Origin of the sequence: Micromonospora sp. NPDC023633 (assembly GCF_040640035.1) — a bacterium.
In the GTDB taxonomy this organism is placed as follows: Bacteria; Actinomycetota; Actinomycetes; order Mycobacteriales; family Micromonosporaceae; genus Micromonospora.
The window spans coordinates 1-15248 of sequence record NZ_JBFABB010000039.1; the positions used below are offsets into that span (position 1 = coordinate 1).

The following is a 15248-nucleotide window of genomic DNA, read 5'->3' on the forward strand; positions in this document are numbered from 1 at the left end:
GCCAGCGCACGCCACCCTCCGCTTCGGCGAGCCAGATGACCCGACCGCCGTCGAACAGCACATTGATCTCTGAACGCCCGCCCTCATCAGGACAATGTTCTAGACCGAACGTCAATCATGTCCTGGGACGTATCCGTCAAGCATGTGGTGGGACTAGACACTCGCGCTGCTCTGCCGTCAAGCATGTGGTGGGACTAGACACTCGCGCTGCTCTGGTGTCCTGTCCCGGCTGAGGCTTTACACCCGCGTCCCACCTGATGCTTGACAGTGGCCGTGTTCGGCTTCTTGATCGCGTGATGTTTGCGGGCATCGCGAGGTCAGGGGGCCGGGATTGGCGCTGGTGCAGATGTCAGTGGTGGAGCAGCGATATCGGGCAGTTCTCGCGGTGAAGGCTGGGGACCGGGTTGGCGAGGTCGCAGGGCGGATGGGGGTGTCGCGGCAGAGCGTTCACGCGTGGCTGCGTCGCTATGACGAGGCGGGCCTGTCCGGGTTGCAGGACCAGTCGCACCGGCCGGACTCGTGTCCGCATCAGACGTCGCCGGAGGTGGAGGCTGCGGTGTGTGAGCTGCGGCGGGAACACCCGCGGTGGGGTGCGCGGCGGATCGCGTTCGAGCTGGGCCGCAACGGCTGTCCGGGTCCGGTGCCGTCGCGGATGACGGTCTATCGGATCCTGGCCAGGCACGGGTTGCACGTGGTGGTCAAACGTCGCCGTGGCCGGGGCGACTATGTGCGGTGGGAACGGTCGCGGCCGATGGAGCTGTGGCAGATGGACATCGTCGGCGGGATCATCCTCGCTGACGGCACCGAGGCCAAGGTGGTCACCGGGGTGGACGACCATTCCCGGTTCGCGGTGATCGCGAAGGTGGTCCGTCGGGCGACCGGCCGTGCGGTGTGTCTGGCCCTGGCCGAGGGGCTGGCCCGGTTCGGGGTGCCTGAGGAGTTGTTGACGGACAACGGCAAGCAGTTCACCGACCGGTTCGGCAAGGGCGGGGAGGTGCTGTTCGACCGGATCTGCCGAGAGAACGGGGTCGTGCACCGGCTGACCCAGCCCGCTTCCCCGACCACGACGGGGAAGGTGGAACGCTTCCACCAGACGCTGCGGCGAGAGCTGCTGGACGACGCCGGGTTGTTCGCCGACCTGGCGGCGGCGCAGGCCGCGGTGAATGCGTTCCGGCACGAATACAACACCGACCGGCCGCACCAATCCCTGGATATGGCGTTCCCGGCCGACCGGTTCCGCCCCGCAACCGGCCCGGATCAACGGCTGATGCCGGTGAAGCTGCCCGGCTTCCTCGCCGACGCAGTCGGCGAGGCCGCACCGACCGCCCCGCCCGTCGACCTGACCGCGATGGCGGCTGTCGACGACCATGAACCGCCGCCGCCGGCCGTCGACTACCGCGGGCCGGTCGAGTTCGATCGGGTCGTGCCGCCCTCGGGCAACCTGCAGGTCGCCGGCAAACAGTTCTGGCTCGGCTCAGCCCGATCCGGCGTGACAGTCAGGTTCTGGGCCGACACCGACGTCATCCACCTGCTCATCGCCGGCGCCCGGATCAAGTCCGTGCGCTCACACCTATCGGTGACCGACCTGGCCATGTTGGCCCGCAACGGCGGCCGTCCAGCCGGGCCATCACCGCTGCCCGTCGACACGGCGGGCCGCCCGGGCGTGGTGGAGGTCGAACGGACCGTCAGCCGCAGCGGCAGCGTCTCCCTCGGCCAGCACATCCTCCTTGCCGCCGAAATCCTCGGCGGCCGCCGCGTCGGCATCCGCATCGACGCCACCACCCTGACGTTTTTCCATTTGGAAACCCGCCAACTCCTACGCACCCGCCCCAACCCGCTCACCCCCGACGAGGTGATCCGGCTGCGCGGTGCCCGCCCGGCCGGACCACCCCCACAACCCGCCACCGGACCCACCAGGGTGCAGCGGCGGGCCTCCAACAGCGGAGTCGTCATGGTCGTCGGCCAAAAGATCGCCCTCGGCCGCGTCCATGCCGGCAAGACCGTCACCATCGACGTCACCGACACCACCCTCACCGTCGAATGCGACGACGGGCCGCGCACATTCCGGCGGACCAACGACCAACCGATCCGCAGCATCAAAGCCCATCGACCCCGCAAGACCGACCTGGCCGCCGGCGTCGGGGCTCAGGCCGATCGGGCGACCCAATAGGTCTGCTTGTGACCTCGTGCCACCATCACGGCGGCGGTTGCGTCCGCCTCCGCCCGGGTGTCATGTCGGGAGACCTCGTACCGATTGCCGTTGTCGTCCTGCCGCCACACCGTCCAACCCCTCGGACCGTCCTCGGCCAGGTGCCCAGGCATCGGCCAGATCGTGGTGAACGCATCCTCCGGCCAGCCCGGCAGCAACTTTCGGCTGACCGACATGAACACCGGACCATACGAGGTGTCGATACGCCAGTTCTCCCACTGGTCCAAATCGTGCGACGCGAACCGTGCCAGCAACCGCGTCAACTCCCGGATCTCCAGGTCACTCAGCGGCCCGCCCGGATCCACACTCTCCATACGGCCAGGATCCCAGACCGCCCCCAGCCGATCACCACCGTTACGATGCCCTCGATATCCCTAGGCCACCTGTCCGGCATCAGCTGGGACGGAAACGTCAAGCATCAACTGGGACTAGACACTCGCGCTGCTCTGGTGTCGTATCACGGCTGATGCTTTGCACCGGCGTCCCACCAGATGCGCGAGATGATCAGCGCAGCGGTCTTCGCCGGATGTGGGGACGGGATCCTTTGCCGATTGCGGCACCCCTTTTGCCCCGTCACATGATCATTCGGGCGGTAGTCTCCTTCGATGGCGATCTCCTCTCATCTCCGGAAACTGCGTGCCAAGGTCGGGCAACAGCTACTGATGCTGCCCTCGGTCAGCGGCGTCGTCTGCAACGACGACGACGAAGTCCTCCTCGTCCGGCGCTCTGACAACGGCTGTTGGTCGCTGCCAGCAGGAGCAGTCGAGCCGGGCGAGCAGCCCGCAGACGCCGTTATCCGTGAAGTAGAGGAAGAGACCGGCGTACAGGTTGTTGTCCAGAGCATCGCGGGCGTAGCACTCTACCCACGCACCTACCCCAACGGGGACTCCTGCCAGTACCTGAACGCGTGGTTCCGCTGCCGCCCCAAGAGCGGCCAAAAACGCGTCAACGACGACGAGACATCAGCCGTCGGATGGTTCCCCGCTCGGGCACTGCCAGAGATGGAAGCAACCGCCAAGCTCCGGATTAAGACCACCCTGAACAACCTCGATGGCGCCGCCTGGTTCGCCCGCCCCGGGGAGCAACATGACGCGCTGATCATGCCAGGCGACTGCTGAACCCTTCGTCCCCCGCTAGCGCTACCTCTCGCGTGCAACCTCCGCCAGTCAATTGGCCCCCCAAGCTGGCTGGCAGCACCGATCCTTGGTGGGCATGTCGTAGCTTCGATGGCATGACAGCTGTGGTGGTGGCTCTCACTGTGTTCGTGGTGTTGCTGATCGCGGCGTTCGTCTTTGTGGGCTGGCGAGACCGCAAGCGGCTCTCCTCACATGAGGATTCGGCTGCGGCGCGCGATGCCGCATCCGCCCAGGCGCGATACGCGGCCGAGCGTCATGGGGCGCAGGGTGAGGTATGGCGAAGCGGGCAAACCCCTAATAGCACGTAAGCGGCAACTTCCTGGGACCGCAGCGGCTCGGACGCGCCACGTGGTCACCTGATCCGCCAACGGACGGTTGGCTCCGACGAGGGTTGGAGTTCGCGGCCCTCAACCGTGGTGCTGGCCGGGCATGGAGGCACGGGCAACAACGCAGAGCTCTACGATGGACCTCCGCTGGCCGGTGTTGACCGCTGTATCGGGCACGGGCTCACGTGGGGCTGAGGCTTGAACCCCCACGGCGTGAAGCGGTCCGCGATCGGGTGAAATCGGGTGTATCGGCCGTGTGACTTGCGCTTCGACTCTCGGCGTCTCTTCACGCTTCGCACGCCTTCCCGCCCTCAGTTGTGCCGGATCTGTGCCCGATGATCTCGGCCTTGACATGCGCCACTGAGCACCGCCTCGGACCTCACCGGTAAAGTGCGCCTCTACCAGTGACGGCCACAGGTTCTTTCGCTGTCGGATACAGCCTCGCCTGGAGATGGTGGATGTCAGCTCAGCCCTGGGCTTTCGGCCCGGTGGGAGACCTCGCGTGGCAACACTTCCCGGAGGCCCGGGAGCACATCACGGACCTGGTCTGCACCGAGCTGCAACGCGCGATCGACGCCGACCGGATGCCGCAACCGGTGGACCAGTTCGAATACGCGCTGCACGCCGTCGGTCCGCTGGTCGAGGACCTCGGCCTGGTCGACCTCGACCGTGACCTGGTCCGGCGCTTCTGCCTGTTCTGCCGTGACCTCCTGGACTACTCCGGCCCTGACGGGTACGAGGTCTCCCACGTGCTCGGCATGTACGTGCTCGACGGGTTGGACGGCCCGCCCGTCGTCCGGGTCATCCGGCAGGTCGACCCGGGTCTGATCGAGCTGGTGCGGGCCCGCTTCCCCGGGTTCTGGGCCGAGGAGTAAGGCTTGCCGGCGTGGTCACCCTCGGCCGCCGGGGCGTCAAGCGCCTAGAGGGCAAACGGCTGGCTGGGCTCCTCGGCCAGGTCGCGGAGGTCGGGCCGTTCAAGTTCCGCGCGACCTGGACCGACCGCGACGGCATGGAATGGTCAGCGGAGTTCACCACCAAGCGGGAAGCGGTCGACTGCGTACCCCAGCGGACTTCCACGATTCGGTGCGCAGGGTCTTCGGTGGACCTGCTGACGATCCGCTGACTACCAAAGACGATCCTCGATCAGCGGGGCAGCCTACCGGAGGAGAAGACAGCCCGTGACCTGGCCGGATGATGTGGTGGAGCCCAGGGGACTCGAACCCCTAACCCCTGCCTTGCGAAGATCAAGACTGCTGTCAGCGGGCGTCGGCTCCCGCGGCTGACCTGCTCGTCCCGTCGGCCCGCGTCCACTCATGACCGGCTCGGTCTGCCGGCTTGGCTGTACGGATGGCTGTACAGCCGGCACATGCCGTCATCCGTGGCAGCTAAGGTTCTCCCCATCAGGCAGAAAGTTGACCTCGATCCCGAGCTCGCCATAGGTCTGAGGGCCTGGCATAGCCCGCCCATACCCGAGAAGCAGACGGACCTGCTGCTCGTTGATCACGCGGTCCGCGCAGAACAGGTTCGTCTTTCCCGGCTCCGGCGAGATTCTCCAATGGCCCGCTGTCAACAACCCGCGGTAGTGGCGAAGGACCGGGTCCATCGACGTGCCCGGCGGCAAGCCGATCTCCGCCCTAACACGCCGCCATGGGTTGCTCTCATCGCCGCACGGAAGCTGCCCGACGCGGTCGAGGGTGGTGCCGGGCGGAGGCGATGTCAGCAAAGGGTCTCGCGTCAACTGCTCCGCGAGCTGGTGATCGCTCTCTGTGCACTCGGCTTCATCAGCCAGGCTAACGGCCGTGCTGAGACCCTTCACGGTCAGGCCGCACAGCGCCAGAGCACCGACCAGCACCACCCCGACTACGGCAGAGCGGGCTAACACCTGCTGCGGCATGGGCTGAGGGTAGGACAAGTTTCTGCGTTGGGTAGTCCTAGCGGCCGGCCGGCGCGGCCCGCTTGCGGGCCGCCTTGACCACGACCAGGTGGCGATGCTCGCGGAGGCGTGCGGGCGGTACGGGCTGCTGGTGCGGTTCCTCGTCTCCACCGGGCTGCGGTGGGGTGAGGCATCGGCGCTGCGGGTGTCGCGGCTGGATCTGCTGCGGCGCCGGGTGACGGTGGCGGTGGCCTTCGCGGAGGTTGGCGGGGAGCTGGTCGAGGGCACGCCGAAGAATCATCAGCGCCGGTCGGTGCCGATTCCGCGGTTCCTCGTCGACGAGCTGGCCGCGCACGTCGCCGCAAAGCGTCGGGACGCGCTGGTGTTCACCGCCCCGAACGGCGAGCCGTTGGGCAACACCAACTTCCGGACGCGGGTATGCGGGCCGGCGGCGGCGTCGGTCGGGCTGGCCGGGCTCACTCCGCACGACCTGCGGCACACGGCGGCAAGTCTCGCCGTGGCGGCCGGCGCGAACGTCAAGGCCCGACAGTCGCTCACGCCGGCAGCGGCCTCTCGCCATTCGGTTATCCGACGAATCGGTGCCGATCCCGGCCCACTCCACATTCTGAGGCCACGCGCACTTCCGGCTCATGTGTCACGATCTTCGCTGTGCGTCTTACGTTCGGCCTGCTCGTTGCATCCGTCGCGGCTGGTCTGCTCTCGGTTGCGGCGGCGCTCCTCGCCATACCAGCGGCGTCGCTGCAGTTCGGCCTGATCATGCTGCTCGCACTGCTCGGCTACGTCCTGGTAGACCGAGGTGCACGCCGCGTGAGGTGGGTCTTCGCCGCCGGTATCGGGCTACTTGCCGTGGTGGCGGTGAGACTGCTCTGGTACCAGGAGCAGGTCGATGAAGCAGGCTGGCTGACATACGGCCAAGGGGTAGCGAAGACGTCCGTGTTGGCGCGTTGGCGGGTGATGATCGACCGGGAAAGGCTCGCCGCGCTGGGTCTGATGCTTGGCGTTCTCTGTCTCGCGGCCGGTGTGTTGGCGCTACCGTCACGTGGCAGGAGGCGGGGTGTGGCGACGACAGTCCTCGCGCTGCTGCTACTCGCCTGGTTCGGGCTGAGCGCCGCGCGGGAGTTTGGCCGTTATCCGCTGCTCGACCTACTCGGGACGGTGTGGCCGGCGCTGCTCGCTGCCCTCGTGACCATGGGGGCACTCGCACTGTCAGGGTGGCGGGCCGACCGGCGTTGGCTGCTCCCAGCGGGGTTGTTCCTGCTATCACTCGAAGCGGCTCACGCTTACGCGGATCTCGCTGCGGCGTGGTCAGCCTGGTGGGTTACAGCCAACCCTCCCAACGGCACCCTCCTGACCGTAGGGGTGGCGGTGCGCACGCCAACGGAGGGCTTCCCTCAGGTGTCGTCGGCCATAGAGGCGGCAATCGCGCTCGCCGGCGTGGGACTGGTGGCCGTCGGCGCATTGCGCAGTTCCCGCGAGGCTGCCGCTTCCTAGGTCGAGGCCTGGCAAGGTAAATCTCTCGGGGAGTGGATCTCCTCGTCGGGCAGTCGTAGACCGTCCAGCCTCCCCGGACGGGGACAAGGTGGAGCGCCCACCGGACGAGTTTCAATGGCGTTTGTCAAGCGGGCTGTGCGGTGGGCAGGGTCTCCTCGGTCGGGCAGGCATGTTCCTGCCCGGGGTTCTCGGTCGGGTCGAGGCTCGCCGTAGGCGACCGCGTAGCGGCTTGGCCTTGACCTGGCCGGGGTTCTCGGGCAGCCCCTTGGGGTGTGCCCGAGCGAGGAGACCCGTTGCGGTCTCTGAGGGAGGGTCGGGGCAGCGCCCCGCTTCTTCCGAGAGGCAGGGTTGTGGCGTCGACCGTGGTGCCTGTCTGGGTCAGGGCTGAGTACCGCGCCGTGCTACGAAATCCAGAAAGTCTGGTGCCTCCAGCGTCGGGTCGTCGGCGTCGTGGTAGTGGAACCACACCTCGTCGCTGCACCGGCCGTCGAGGACGGAAGCACCAGTAGTCGCCTGTGCCGACGGGTGCCACTGCAACGAAGGACCCATCCGGGAACTCGGCCTGACTGACGGAGAGGACGTCGTCGAAGTGGTGCGCGGACGCTGCTGTGGCTATGGGCAGCAGGTCGAGGGATCCGAACTGCCCGCTGCCGTAGCGCATCATGAATGCCTTGTACTGCTTGGGCAGGGTCGCGCCCAGCGGTGCCAGTGGTCGCCTCCGTCCAGCTCGCAGCCTGCGGCGACCCCGAAACGGAATCGCTTATGACAACCGTTATCGTTACCGCGTTGCCCTGCCTCCCGACGAAAGTTTTTGGTTGTGACACGACTACGTCTCGCCCTGGCCTCCCTGCTCGCCGCCGGTGTCACCCTGACCGGCTGCGCCGGTCCCTCCGCACCGTCACAACCCGCTGCCGCCCCCGCGCCCTCCGCGCCGCCGGTGCAGGCGGTGACCCATGCGTTGAGCCTGACTGACGCACGCGGGCAGACGGTCAGCCTGAAGTCGAAGCCGGACCGGATCGTCTGCCTGACCGGGCTGTGCGACGACGCGCTGGTGGAACTGGGTCTGACGCCGGCGGCGACCACCACGCCGAAGCTCGTCGCCCGTCCCGACTACCTCGGGGAGGCCGGCAGGGCCGTGCCCACCCTGCCAGGCATGTTCGGCAACGAGGACGTGGCGGCGATCGCCGCCGCGAAGCCGGACCTCGTCATGGGTCTCGCTGGAGCGCACGACCAGCTTCGCCCGGCGATCGAGAAGTTCGCGCCGCTATGGCTGGTCGAGGTGAAGACGTACGAGGACTCGGTGCGCTACCTACGCGACGTGGCGACGCTCACCGACCGCGGCGCCCAGCAGGTGCTGGCCGAGCGGGCGTTCCGCGACCGGCTCGCCGCCGCCCGAGCCACCTCGACCGAGCGGGGGCTGAACAGGACGACCGCGCTGGCGATGTACGGCGGCACGTCGATCGGGGTCAACACCTCCGACGACCTGCTCGGCCACCTGCTGTCGCAGGTGTTCGACTACCCGTGGCCGAGCAAGGGCGGCGGCTTCGACACCGCGCAGGCGTACAACGTGGAGGAGATTCTCACGCGCGACCCGGACATCGTGTTCATCCAGTCGTTCACCTTCGGCCCGGACGCCAAGACGGTGTCGGCCCAGTACGCCGCCAACCCCGTGTGGAAGCGGATCACGGCAGTGCGGGAGGGCCGGGCGCACGAGGTGCCGGCGGAGCTGTGGGCCTCGGGCCGGGGCACCCGCGCGTTGGGGTTGATTCTCGACGAGGCGGTCGCCAAGGCGACCGCATGACGGCGCTCGACGTCGCCGTGCCCCGGCCGGTGCCGCGCTGGTCGGCGGCGTTGACGCTGGTGGCCGCCCTCGCCGTCGCGGTCGGGTTGACCCTGGGCGTGAGCCTGCCAGCAGAGGCGGACGTCGCGCGGGTGGTGCTGTGGGAGCTGCGGATGCCACGGCTGCTGCTCGCCCTCCTGGGCGGCGCGGCGGTCGGGGCGGCGGGGCTGCTGATGCAGGCGGCACTGCGCAATCCGCTGGCTGTGCCGGAACTGTTGGGGGTGTCCACCGGCGGTGCCCTGGCAGCGGCGGTGACGGTGGTCTGGGCGTTGCCGGTCCCGGTGGCGCTACAGCCGGTGGTGGCGCTGGTCGGGGCGGTGTGTGGGGGTGCGGTGTGTCTGGCCGCTGCCGGCACGGGTCGCGGCCCGGGCGCGGTGCTGCTGATCGGCGCGGCGGTCTCCACCGCGTTGCAGGCGGTGCTGCTGGCCGTGATGGCGGCTGCCGACCGGCTGCAGTACGACACGCTGTTCCGGTATCTGGTCGGCAGCCTCACGGGGATCACCTGGGACCACGCCCGGCTGACGCTGCCGTGGTTGCTGGCGTGCGTGCCGCTGGCCGTGCTGGCGTTGCCCGCGCTCGGGGTGCTGCGCCTCGGTGACGAGGCGGCGGCGGCCGTCGGGCTGCACGTGGGCCGGGCCCGGATCGCCGTGCTGGGGCTCGCCGCCGTCCTGGTCGCCGTGGTGGTGGGACCGTGCGGACCGATCGCCTGGATCGGTTTCGTCGCGCCCCACGCTGCCCGCCGGCTGCGCCCGGCCGCCGACGCGCGCCTCCTGCTGCCCTGGGCGGCGGCGATCGGCGCGCTGTTCACCACGGTTGCCGACCTCGCCGCTCGACACGTCTTCGCCCCGGCGGAGACTCCGCTCGGCGCGTGGACGGCGGCCGTCGGCATCGTCGCCGGGTTGCTCATGCTGGCGCGACGGAGCACGTCGTGAGGTGGTGGTGGGCGGTCGGGGCGCTGCTCGCGGCGGCCCTCGCGGAACTGGCCGTGGGCCATGGTGTGAACTGGCCGCAGCTGGACCCGTTGGAGCAGCGGATACTCGTCGAGCTGCGGCTGCCTCGCCTGGCCACCGCGCTGCTCGCCGGTGCCGGGCTGGGTGCGGCCGGGTTGCTGTTGCAGGCCGTGCTGCGCAACCCGCTGGCCGCGCCGGAGCTGACGGGGGTGAGTCCGGGCGCGGTGCTCGGCGTGCTCACCGGCATCCAGATCGGGCTGGTGCCCGCGGATTCGGCCGCCGGCGCGCTCTTTGCCGCGCTGGCCGGTGGCGCCCTCGGTGGCGCGCTGATGTGGCTGCTGGCGCGGCGCGGCTCGACGACGGAGGTGGCGGCGTACGGGTTGCTCGGGTCGGCGGCGCTGGCCGGGGTCACCACGCTGTTGCTGGCGTACCAGCCGGGTCGGTTCGGCAACGCGATGCGCTGGCTGGTCGGCTCGACCGACGGCCGGGTCTGGGCGCACGTGCAGACCGCGTGGCCGTGGCTGGTCGCGTCGCTGGTGCTGGCCTGGCTGTGCTCGGCCCCGCTGGGCGTGCTGGCCGCCGGTGACGGGCACGCCGTCGCGCTCGGTGTACCGCCCCGCCCGGCCCGCGCGGTCGGCCTCGCGCTGGCGGTGGCGTTGGCTGCCGGGGCCGTCGCGCTGGCCGGCGCGCTGGCCTTCGTCGGGCTGGTCGTGCCCCACGTGGCCCGGGCGATGTGCGGGGCGGACCTGCGCCGGGCGTTGCCGGCCGGCGCGCTGCTCGGGGCGAGCGCGGTCGCGGGTGCGGACGCGCTCGCGCAGGTGTTGACGGTGGTGGTGCAGTCCGGATCGGCCGCACAGCGGCTGGGCGTGCCGGCGGGCGCGGTGACCGCGCTGCTCGGGGCGGTGGCCCTGGTCGTGGTGGCACGCAGGTCGTCTCACGTGGAGGTGTCATGACGCAACCGGTGTTCGCGGCGGAGGAGGTCCGGTATCGGTACCGGGACCGGGTCCAGCCGGTGCTCGACGGGGTGTCCCTGGTCATCCGTCCCGGTGAGTGCGTGGCGCTCGTGGGCCGCAACGGCTGCGGCAAGTCGACCCTGCTGCGGCTGCTCGCCGGCATCGACTCGCCGGAGAGCGGGCGGGTCCTGCTGCACGGCCGCCCGGCACACGAGATGCGCCGGCGGGACGTGGCGCGGCAGGTGGCCGTGCTGCACCAACAGCTACCGCCGATGCCGGGGATGACCGTTCGGCAACTCGTCGCGCAGGGCCGCTACCCGCACCGGGGGACGTTGGGGATGCTGTGGCGCCCGGAGGACGCCGAAGCGGTCGCCGCACTCGACGCGGCGGACGTGGCGCGGCTCGCCGCGCGGGAGGTGGACACGCTCAGCGGCGGGGAACGCCAGCGGGTCCGCCTCGCGCTCGCGCTCGCGCAGCAGACCCCGGTGCTGCTGCTGGACGAGCCGACCACCTTCCTCGACGTACGGCACCAGCTGGAGGTGCTGTCGCTGGTCCGCCGCCTGCATGCCGAGCGGGGCCTGACCGTGGTGGCGGTGCTGCACGAACTGGACCACGCCGCCCGGTTCACCGACCGGGTCGTGGCGCTGGCCGAGGGCAGGGTCGCCGCCGACGGGCCGCCTGTCGAGGTGGTCACCCCGGACCTGCTCGCCACGGTGTTCGGCGTACGCGGGCGGGTGGTCACCGACGCGCACACCGGCACCGTCCGGGCGCTGGCGGATACCCCGGTGGAGGCGGCGTGATCGTCCATCGGGAGTTGGTGCGACTCGGCGGCGCCGTCGCCGCACCGGTGGCCGGGTGCGCGGCGCTGGGCGTGGCGGTCTCGGGCGCGTACGTCGGCCAGGCGCTGCTGCTCGCTGCGGCGCTGGCGGCGGTGGCGCGCCGTGACCTCGACGCCACTCCCCCGCTGCTGGCCGGAGTACTCGCCGTGATCGCGACCCGGGCCGTGCTGCTGTACTGGCGGGAGGTCGCGACGGCCACGGCGGGCGCCCGGATCCGTGCCCGGCTGCGCGACCGGTTGGTGGCGCGGCTGGCCGAGCTGGGCCCGGCCTGGCTGACCGGGGCGCGCACCGGGCGTACGCAGGCCACGCTGGTCGACGGCGTGGAAGGGCTCGACGCCTACTACAGCCGCTATGTCCCGCAGGTGCTCATCACGGTGACCGTCCCGACGGCGCTGGTGGGGTGGCTGGCCACCGTCGCGCCCGTCGCCGCGGCGTTGCTCGGCACCGCCGTGCTGCTGGTGCTGACCGTCCCGCGGGTGTGGGACGCCACCCTCCTGCGGCGGGGTCGGGGACGGTGGGCGGCCTTCACCGCGCTCGCCGCCGACTTCCTCGACACCCTCCAGGGTGCCGCGACCCTGCGGGCCTTCGGCGCGGTCGGCCGGATGCGCGACCGCATCGAGGCGCGCAACCGCGACCTGCACGCCACCACCATGACGCAGCTGCGGCTGTCGTTGATCGAAAGCGGGATCAGCGCCCTGCTCATCCAGGCCGGAATCGCCGCGGCGACCGTCGCGGCGGCCGTGGCCGCGAGCGGCGGCCGAGCCGACGCGGCCACCGTGTTCCTGGTGCTGCTGGTCTCGGTGGAGTGCTTCCGGCCGGTGCGTGACCTGGGCGCGCACTGGCACGCCGGCTACCTCGGCATCACCGCCGTCGACGGCCTCACCGACCTGCTCACCGCGCCGGCCCCGGTGACACACACCGGCCGCGTCGCCCCCCGTTTCGCCGAGGGTCCGGCGGTCGCCGTCGAGGCAGTCACCTACCGCTACCCCGACCGGGAGTCGCCGGCGGTGAGGGACGTGACGCTGCGGCTGGCCCCCGGCGAGACCGTCGCGGTGGTCGGCCGGTCCGGCGCGGGCAAGTCGACCCTGGCCAGCCTGCTGCTGCGGCACCTCGACCCGAACACCGGTCGGATCACCGTGGACGGCGTCGACCTGCGCGACCTCACGCGGGACGCGCTGCGCCGGACGGTGACCGTGGTCGCGCAGGAGACGTACCTCTTCCATGGCACGGTGGCGGAGAACCTGCGCCTGGCCCGCCCGGACGCCACCGACGCCGAGCTGCGGGCCGCCGCCCGCGCCGCCGGCGCACACGACTTCATCACGGCCCTGCCAGACGGATACGCGACAGCGGTCGGCGAGCGCGGCGCCACCCTGTCGGGCGGGCAGCGGCAGCGACTGGCCATCGCCCGCGCGCTGCTCGCCGACACCCCGGTGCTCGTCCTCGACGAGGCCACCTCCCACCTGGACAGACGACAGGAAGCCGAAATCGTGACGGCGCTGGCCGACGCCACGCGCGGGCGCACCTGCCTGGTCATCGCCCATCGTCTCGCCAGCGTCCGGCACGCCGATCGGATCGCGCTGATGCAGGACGGCCGGATCACCGCCACCGGCAGCCACGACGACCTGTTGCGCACCACCCGCGCCTACGAAGAACTCATCACCGCGCAGGAGGTGCCCTGATGGTCACGACGGACCTCGCATCCGACCCGGCCGCCCCGTCGACCGGCCGTGCCGCGGAGCCCGAGCCCGGCGGCCGGAAGCCTGGTGCGCTGCGGCGGCTGCTGCCTGCGATCGCGGGGCACTCCGGGGCCTTCTGGGCGACCCTGGCGGCGAACCTCGTCGGGCAGCTCGCCATCGCCGGCGCAGCGGTCCTCGGCGCGTGGCTGCTTGGACGGGCGGTGATCGGAGATCCCACACCGGTCGACGTGGTCACCGCGGTGCTCGGCGGGCTGGTGGCGGTCATCGCCGCGGCCACCTGGTGGGAGATGCTCGTCTCGCACGACCTGGCCTACCGGGTCCTGGCCGACCTGCGACTGCGGGTCTACGACGCGATCACCCGGATCGCGCCCGGCGGACTGGCCGGCAGGCACTCCGGTGACCTCACCACCGTCGCACTGTCCGACGTGGAGACCCTGGAGTGGCTCTTCGCGCACACGATCGCGCAGCTGCTGACCGCCACCGTCGTCCTGACCGCCGGCACGCTGCTCGCCGCGTCGATCGACCCGTGGTTGCCCGCCGTGGTGCTGCCGCTGGCCGGCCTGATCACGGTGGTGCCGTGGCTGCTGCGCCGTCACGCCGACCGGCACGGCACACGCGTCCGGGCGGCGACGGCCAGCATGACGGCCGACATCGTCGACACCGTGCAGGGCCTGCGGGAGCTGACCGTCTTCGGGGCGATGGACCGGCAGCGCGCCCACCTGGCCGCGCGGACCCGGCAGCTCGGCCGGGCGCAGCGGGCCAACGCCGCCCGGGCGGGCCTGGAGACAGCGCTCGTCGACGCGCTGCTGGCCGTGGCCGGCGTCGGCGGGCTGCTGGTCGTGGCCGACGGTGTCGGTGCGGGCCGTCTGGACCCCGCACTCGCACCGGTCGCGGTGGTCCTCGCTGGAACCGTGCTCGGCCCGGCGGCCCAGGTCGCGCTGCTGCTCAAGCAGGCCGGCGTCCTCCGCGCCGCGGCTGGCCGCGTCGACACCCTGCTGCGCGCCCCGGCACCGGTCACCGCCCCGACCGACCCACTGCCGGCGCCTGCCGGTGGCGAGGTGGCCTTCGACGACGTGCACTTCGGCTACCTGCCTGGCCGTCCGGTGCTGTCGGGCGTCTCGTTCACGATCCGTTCCGGCGAGACCGTCGCCCTGGTCGGCGCCTCCGGCGTCGGCAAGTCCACCTGCGTCCACCTGCTGTTGCGCTACGCCGACCCCACCGCTGGCCGGATCACCGTCGGGGGCGTCGACCTGCGGCACCTCACCGACGCCGACCTCCGGCGCACGGTCACCGTCGTGCCCCAGGACGTGCATCTCTTCCCCGGGTCGATCGCCGACAACATCCGCCTGGGCCGGCCCGACGCCACCGACACCGACCTGCGGCGAGCCGCCAACACCGCACAGGTCAGCGCGTTCGCCGACGAACTGCCGCGCGGACTGGAGACCCCCGTCGGGGAGCGGGGCGGCGCCCTCTCCGGTGGCCAGCGGGCCCGGGTCGCCGTCGCCCGCGCACTGCTCACCGAGGCGCCGATCCTCGTCCTCGACGAGGCCGTGGCGAACCTCGACGCTCGCACCGAGCGTGACCTCACTGAGGCCCTCGACGCCGCCCGCGCCGGGCGGACGACCCTGGTGATCGCCCACCGCCTGTCCACCATCATGCGCGCCGACCGCGTCGTGATGCTCGACGCGGGCCGCGTCGTCGCCGATGGCGCCTTCGAAGACCTGCGCGACCGGCAACCCCTGACCGGCCTGCTGGCCGACCAACTCTCGGTCCACCGGCACACACCACGACACCCTTGATTCCATAGGTTCAGGGTTCAAGTCCCGGCGTTGCCGAAACACTCTCTTTAGTGTGACGTGTCTGAAGAGGTTTGACAGTGCCGAGGGTGTCGTACCGGGCTGCCAAGATGCGGG

General features: G+C 70.9%; 16 protein-coding genes. 13 read left to right on the forward strand and 3 right to left on the reverse strand.

Features of this window, described 5'->3' with window-relative positions:
• The first annotated feature begins 346 nt into the window (after nucleotides 1-346).
• Complete coding sequence (locus AB0G13_RS14500; protein WP_357873916.1) at nucleotides 347-2170, forward strand: IS481 family transposase; 1824 nt, start codon at nucleotides 347-349, stop codon at nucleotides 2168-2170.
• Here the strand turns inward: AB0G13_RS14500 and AB0G13_RS14505 are convergent.
• The gene (locus AB0G13_RS14505; protein ID WP_357873797.1) at nucleotides 2146-2514 is read right to left on the reverse strand and encodes a hypothetical protein; all 369 of its coding nucleotides are present in this window, start codon (nucleotides 2512-2514) and stop codon (nucleotides 2146-2148) included. The genes AB0G13_RS14500 and AB0G13_RS14505 overlap by 25 nt on opposite strands.
• A 300-nt stretch (nucleotides 2515-2814) precedes the next feature.
• Between AB0G13_RS14505 and AB0G13_RS14510 the strand changes: the two genes are divergently transcribed.
• From AB0G13_RS14510 to AB0G13_RS14525, 4 genes are all read left to right on the forward strand, one after another.
• Nucleotides 2815-3327 (forward strand): NUDIX domain-containing protein, encoded by a 513-nt coding sequence (locus tag AB0G13_RS14510; RefSeq protein ID WP_357873800.1) that lies wholly within the window; start codon nucleotides 2815-2817, stop codon nucleotides 3325-3327.
• A 113-nt stretch (nucleotides 3328-3440) separates the two neighbouring features.
• Nucleotides 3441-3653, forward strand: a complete 213-nt coding sequence (locus tag AB0G13_RS14515; RefSeq protein WP_357873803.1) for a hypothetical protein — start codon at nucleotides 3441-3443, stop codon at nucleotides 3651-3653.
• 506 nt (nucleotides 3654-4159) lie between these two features.
• Nucleotides 4160-4546 carry a hypothetical protein gene (locus AB0G13_RS14520; protein ID WP_357873807.1) on the forward strand — a complete coding sequence of 129 codons (387 nt, stop codon included), beginning with the start codon at nucleotides 4160-4162 and terminating at the stop codon, nucleotides 4544-4546.
• An 11-nt stretch (nucleotides 4547-4557) separates the two neighbouring features.
• Entirely contained in the window at nucleotides 4558-4794 is a 237-nt protein-coding gene (locus tag AB0G13_RS14525) for a hypothetical protein (protein WP_357873809.1), read from the forward strand.
• Nucleotides 4795-5043: 249 nt separating this feature from the next.
• Here the strand turns inward: AB0G13_RS14525 and AB0G13_RS14530 are convergent, their stop codons facing one another.
• Nucleotides 5044-5565 carry a hypothetical protein gene (locus tag AB0G13_RS14530; protein ID WP_357873811.1) on the reverse strand — a complete coding sequence of 174 codons (522 nt, stop codon included), beginning with the start codon at nucleotides 5563-5565 and terminating at the stop codon, nucleotides 5044-5046.
• 22 nt (nucleotides 5566-5587) lie between these two features.
• On the opposite strand from AB0G13_RS14530, the gene AB0G13_RS14535 reads away from it, so the two are divergent.
• Both AB0G13_RS14535 and AB0G13_RS14540 read left to right on the forward strand, forming a co-directional pair.
• The gene (locus AB0G13_RS14535; RefSeq protein WP_357873919.1) at nucleotides 5588-6319 is read left to right on the forward strand and encodes a tyrosine-type recombinase/integrase; all 732 of its coding nucleotides are present in this window, start codon (nucleotides 5588-5590) and stop codon (nucleotides 6317-6319) included.
• A complete protein-coding gene (locus tag AB0G13_RS14540; RefSeq protein WP_357873814.1) occupies nucleotides 6214-7056 on the forward strand; it encodes an aminopeptidase in 843 nt (280 codons plus the stop codon). The genes AB0G13_RS14535 and AB0G13_RS14540 overlap by 106 nt, the downstream gene beginning before the upstream one ends.
• A 124-nt stretch (nucleotides 7057-7180) precedes the next feature.
• Here AB0G13_RS14540 and AB0G13_RS14545 read toward each other — a convergent pair whose 3' ends face one another.
• Nucleotides 7181-7813 carry an SMI1/KNR4 family protein gene (locus AB0G13_RS14545; RefSeq protein WP_357873921.1) on the reverse strand — a complete coding sequence of 211 codons (633 nt, stop codon included), beginning with the start codon at nucleotides 7811-7813 and terminating at the stop codon, nucleotides 7181-7183.
• Between the two features lie 60 nt (nucleotides 7814-7873).
• Here AB0G13_RS14545 and AB0G13_RS14550 point away from each other — a divergent pair, with 60 nt between their 5' ends.
• Genes AB0G13_RS14550 through cydC form a run of 6 tightly spaced genes read left to right on the forward strand, consistent with a single transcriptional unit; the run spans nucleotide 7874 to nucleotide 15134 of the window.
• On the forward strand, nucleotides 7874-8857 hold the full coding sequence (locus AB0G13_RS14550) for an ABC transporter substrate-binding protein (RefSeq protein ID WP_357873816.1): 984 nt from the start codon (nucleotides 7874-7876) through the stop codon (nucleotides 8855-8857).
• Nucleotides 8854-9828 carry an iron ABC transporter permease gene (locus AB0G13_RS14555; RefSeq protein WP_357873819.1) on the forward strand — a complete coding sequence of 325 codons (975 nt, stop codon included), beginning with the start codon at nucleotides 8854-8856 and terminating at the stop codon, nucleotides 9826-9828. The genes AB0G13_RS14550 and AB0G13_RS14555 overlap by 4 nt, the downstream gene beginning before the upstream one ends.
• Nucleotides 9825-10799 carry an iron chelate uptake ABC transporter family permease subunit gene (locus AB0G13_RS14560; protein ID WP_357873822.1) on the forward strand — a complete coding sequence of 325 codons (975 nt, stop codon included), beginning with the start codon at nucleotides 9825-9827 and terminating at the stop codon, nucleotides 10797-10799. The genes AB0G13_RS14555 and AB0G13_RS14560 overlap by 4 nt, the downstream gene beginning before the upstream one ends.
• Complete coding sequence (locus tag AB0G13_RS14565; protein WP_357873824.1) at nucleotides 10796-11599, forward strand: ABC transporter ATP-binding protein; 804 nt, start codon at nucleotides 10796-10798, stop codon at nucleotides 11597-11599. The genes AB0G13_RS14560 and AB0G13_RS14565 overlap by 4 nt, the downstream gene beginning before the upstream one ends.
• Nucleotides 11596-13317 (forward strand): ATP-binding cassette domain-containing protein, encoded by a 1722-nt coding sequence (locus AB0G13_RS14570; RefSeq protein WP_357873828.1) that lies wholly within the window; start codon nucleotides 11596-11598, stop codon nucleotides 13315-13317. Before AB0G13_RS14565 ends, AB0G13_RS14570 begins: the two co-directional genes overlap by 4 nt.
• Nucleotides 13317-15134: a thiol reductant ABC exporter subunit CydC gene (gene cydC / locus AB0G13_RS14575; RefSeq protein WP_357873831.1), complete on the forward strand. Its 1818-nt coding sequence runs from the start codon at nucleotides 13317-13319 to the stop codon at nucleotides 15132-15134. Before AB0G13_RS14570 ends, cydC begins: the two co-directional genes overlap by 1 nt.
• The last annotated feature ends 114 nt before the right edge of the window (nucleotides 15135-15248 follow it).

Excerpts from the sequence above, each read along its gene's own strand:
- AB0G13_RS14500 (WP_357873916.1), top strand. The coding sequence starts at position 347 with ATGTCAGTGGTGGAGCAGCGATATCGGGCAGTTCTCGCGGTGAAGGCT.
- AB0G13_RS14515 (WP_357873803.1), top strand. The coding sequence starts at position 3,441 with ATGACAGCTGTGGTGGTGGCTCTCACTGTGTTCGTGGTGTTGCTGATC.
- AB0G13_RS14555 (WP_357873819.1), top strand. The coding sequence starts at position 8,854 with ATGACGGCGCTCGACGTCGCCGTGCCCCGGCCGGTGCCGCGCTGGTCG.
- AB0G13_RS14530 (WP_357873811.1), bottom strand. The coding sequence starts at position 5,565 with ATGCCGCAGCAGGTGTTAGCCCGCTCTGCCGTAGTCGGGGTGGTGCTG.
- cydC (WP_357873831.1), top strand. The coding sequence starts at position 13,317 with ATGGTCACGACGGACCTCGCATCCGACCCGGCCGCCCCGTCGACCGGC.
- AB0G13_RS14510 (WP_357873800.1), top strand. The coding sequence starts at position 2,815 with ATGGCGATCTCCTCTCATCTCCGGAAACTGCGTGCCAAGGTCGGGCAA.
- AB0G13_RS14565 (WP_357873824.1), top strand. The coding sequence starts at position 10,796 with ATGACGCAACCGGTGTTCGCGGCGGAGGAGGTCCGGTATCGGTACCGG.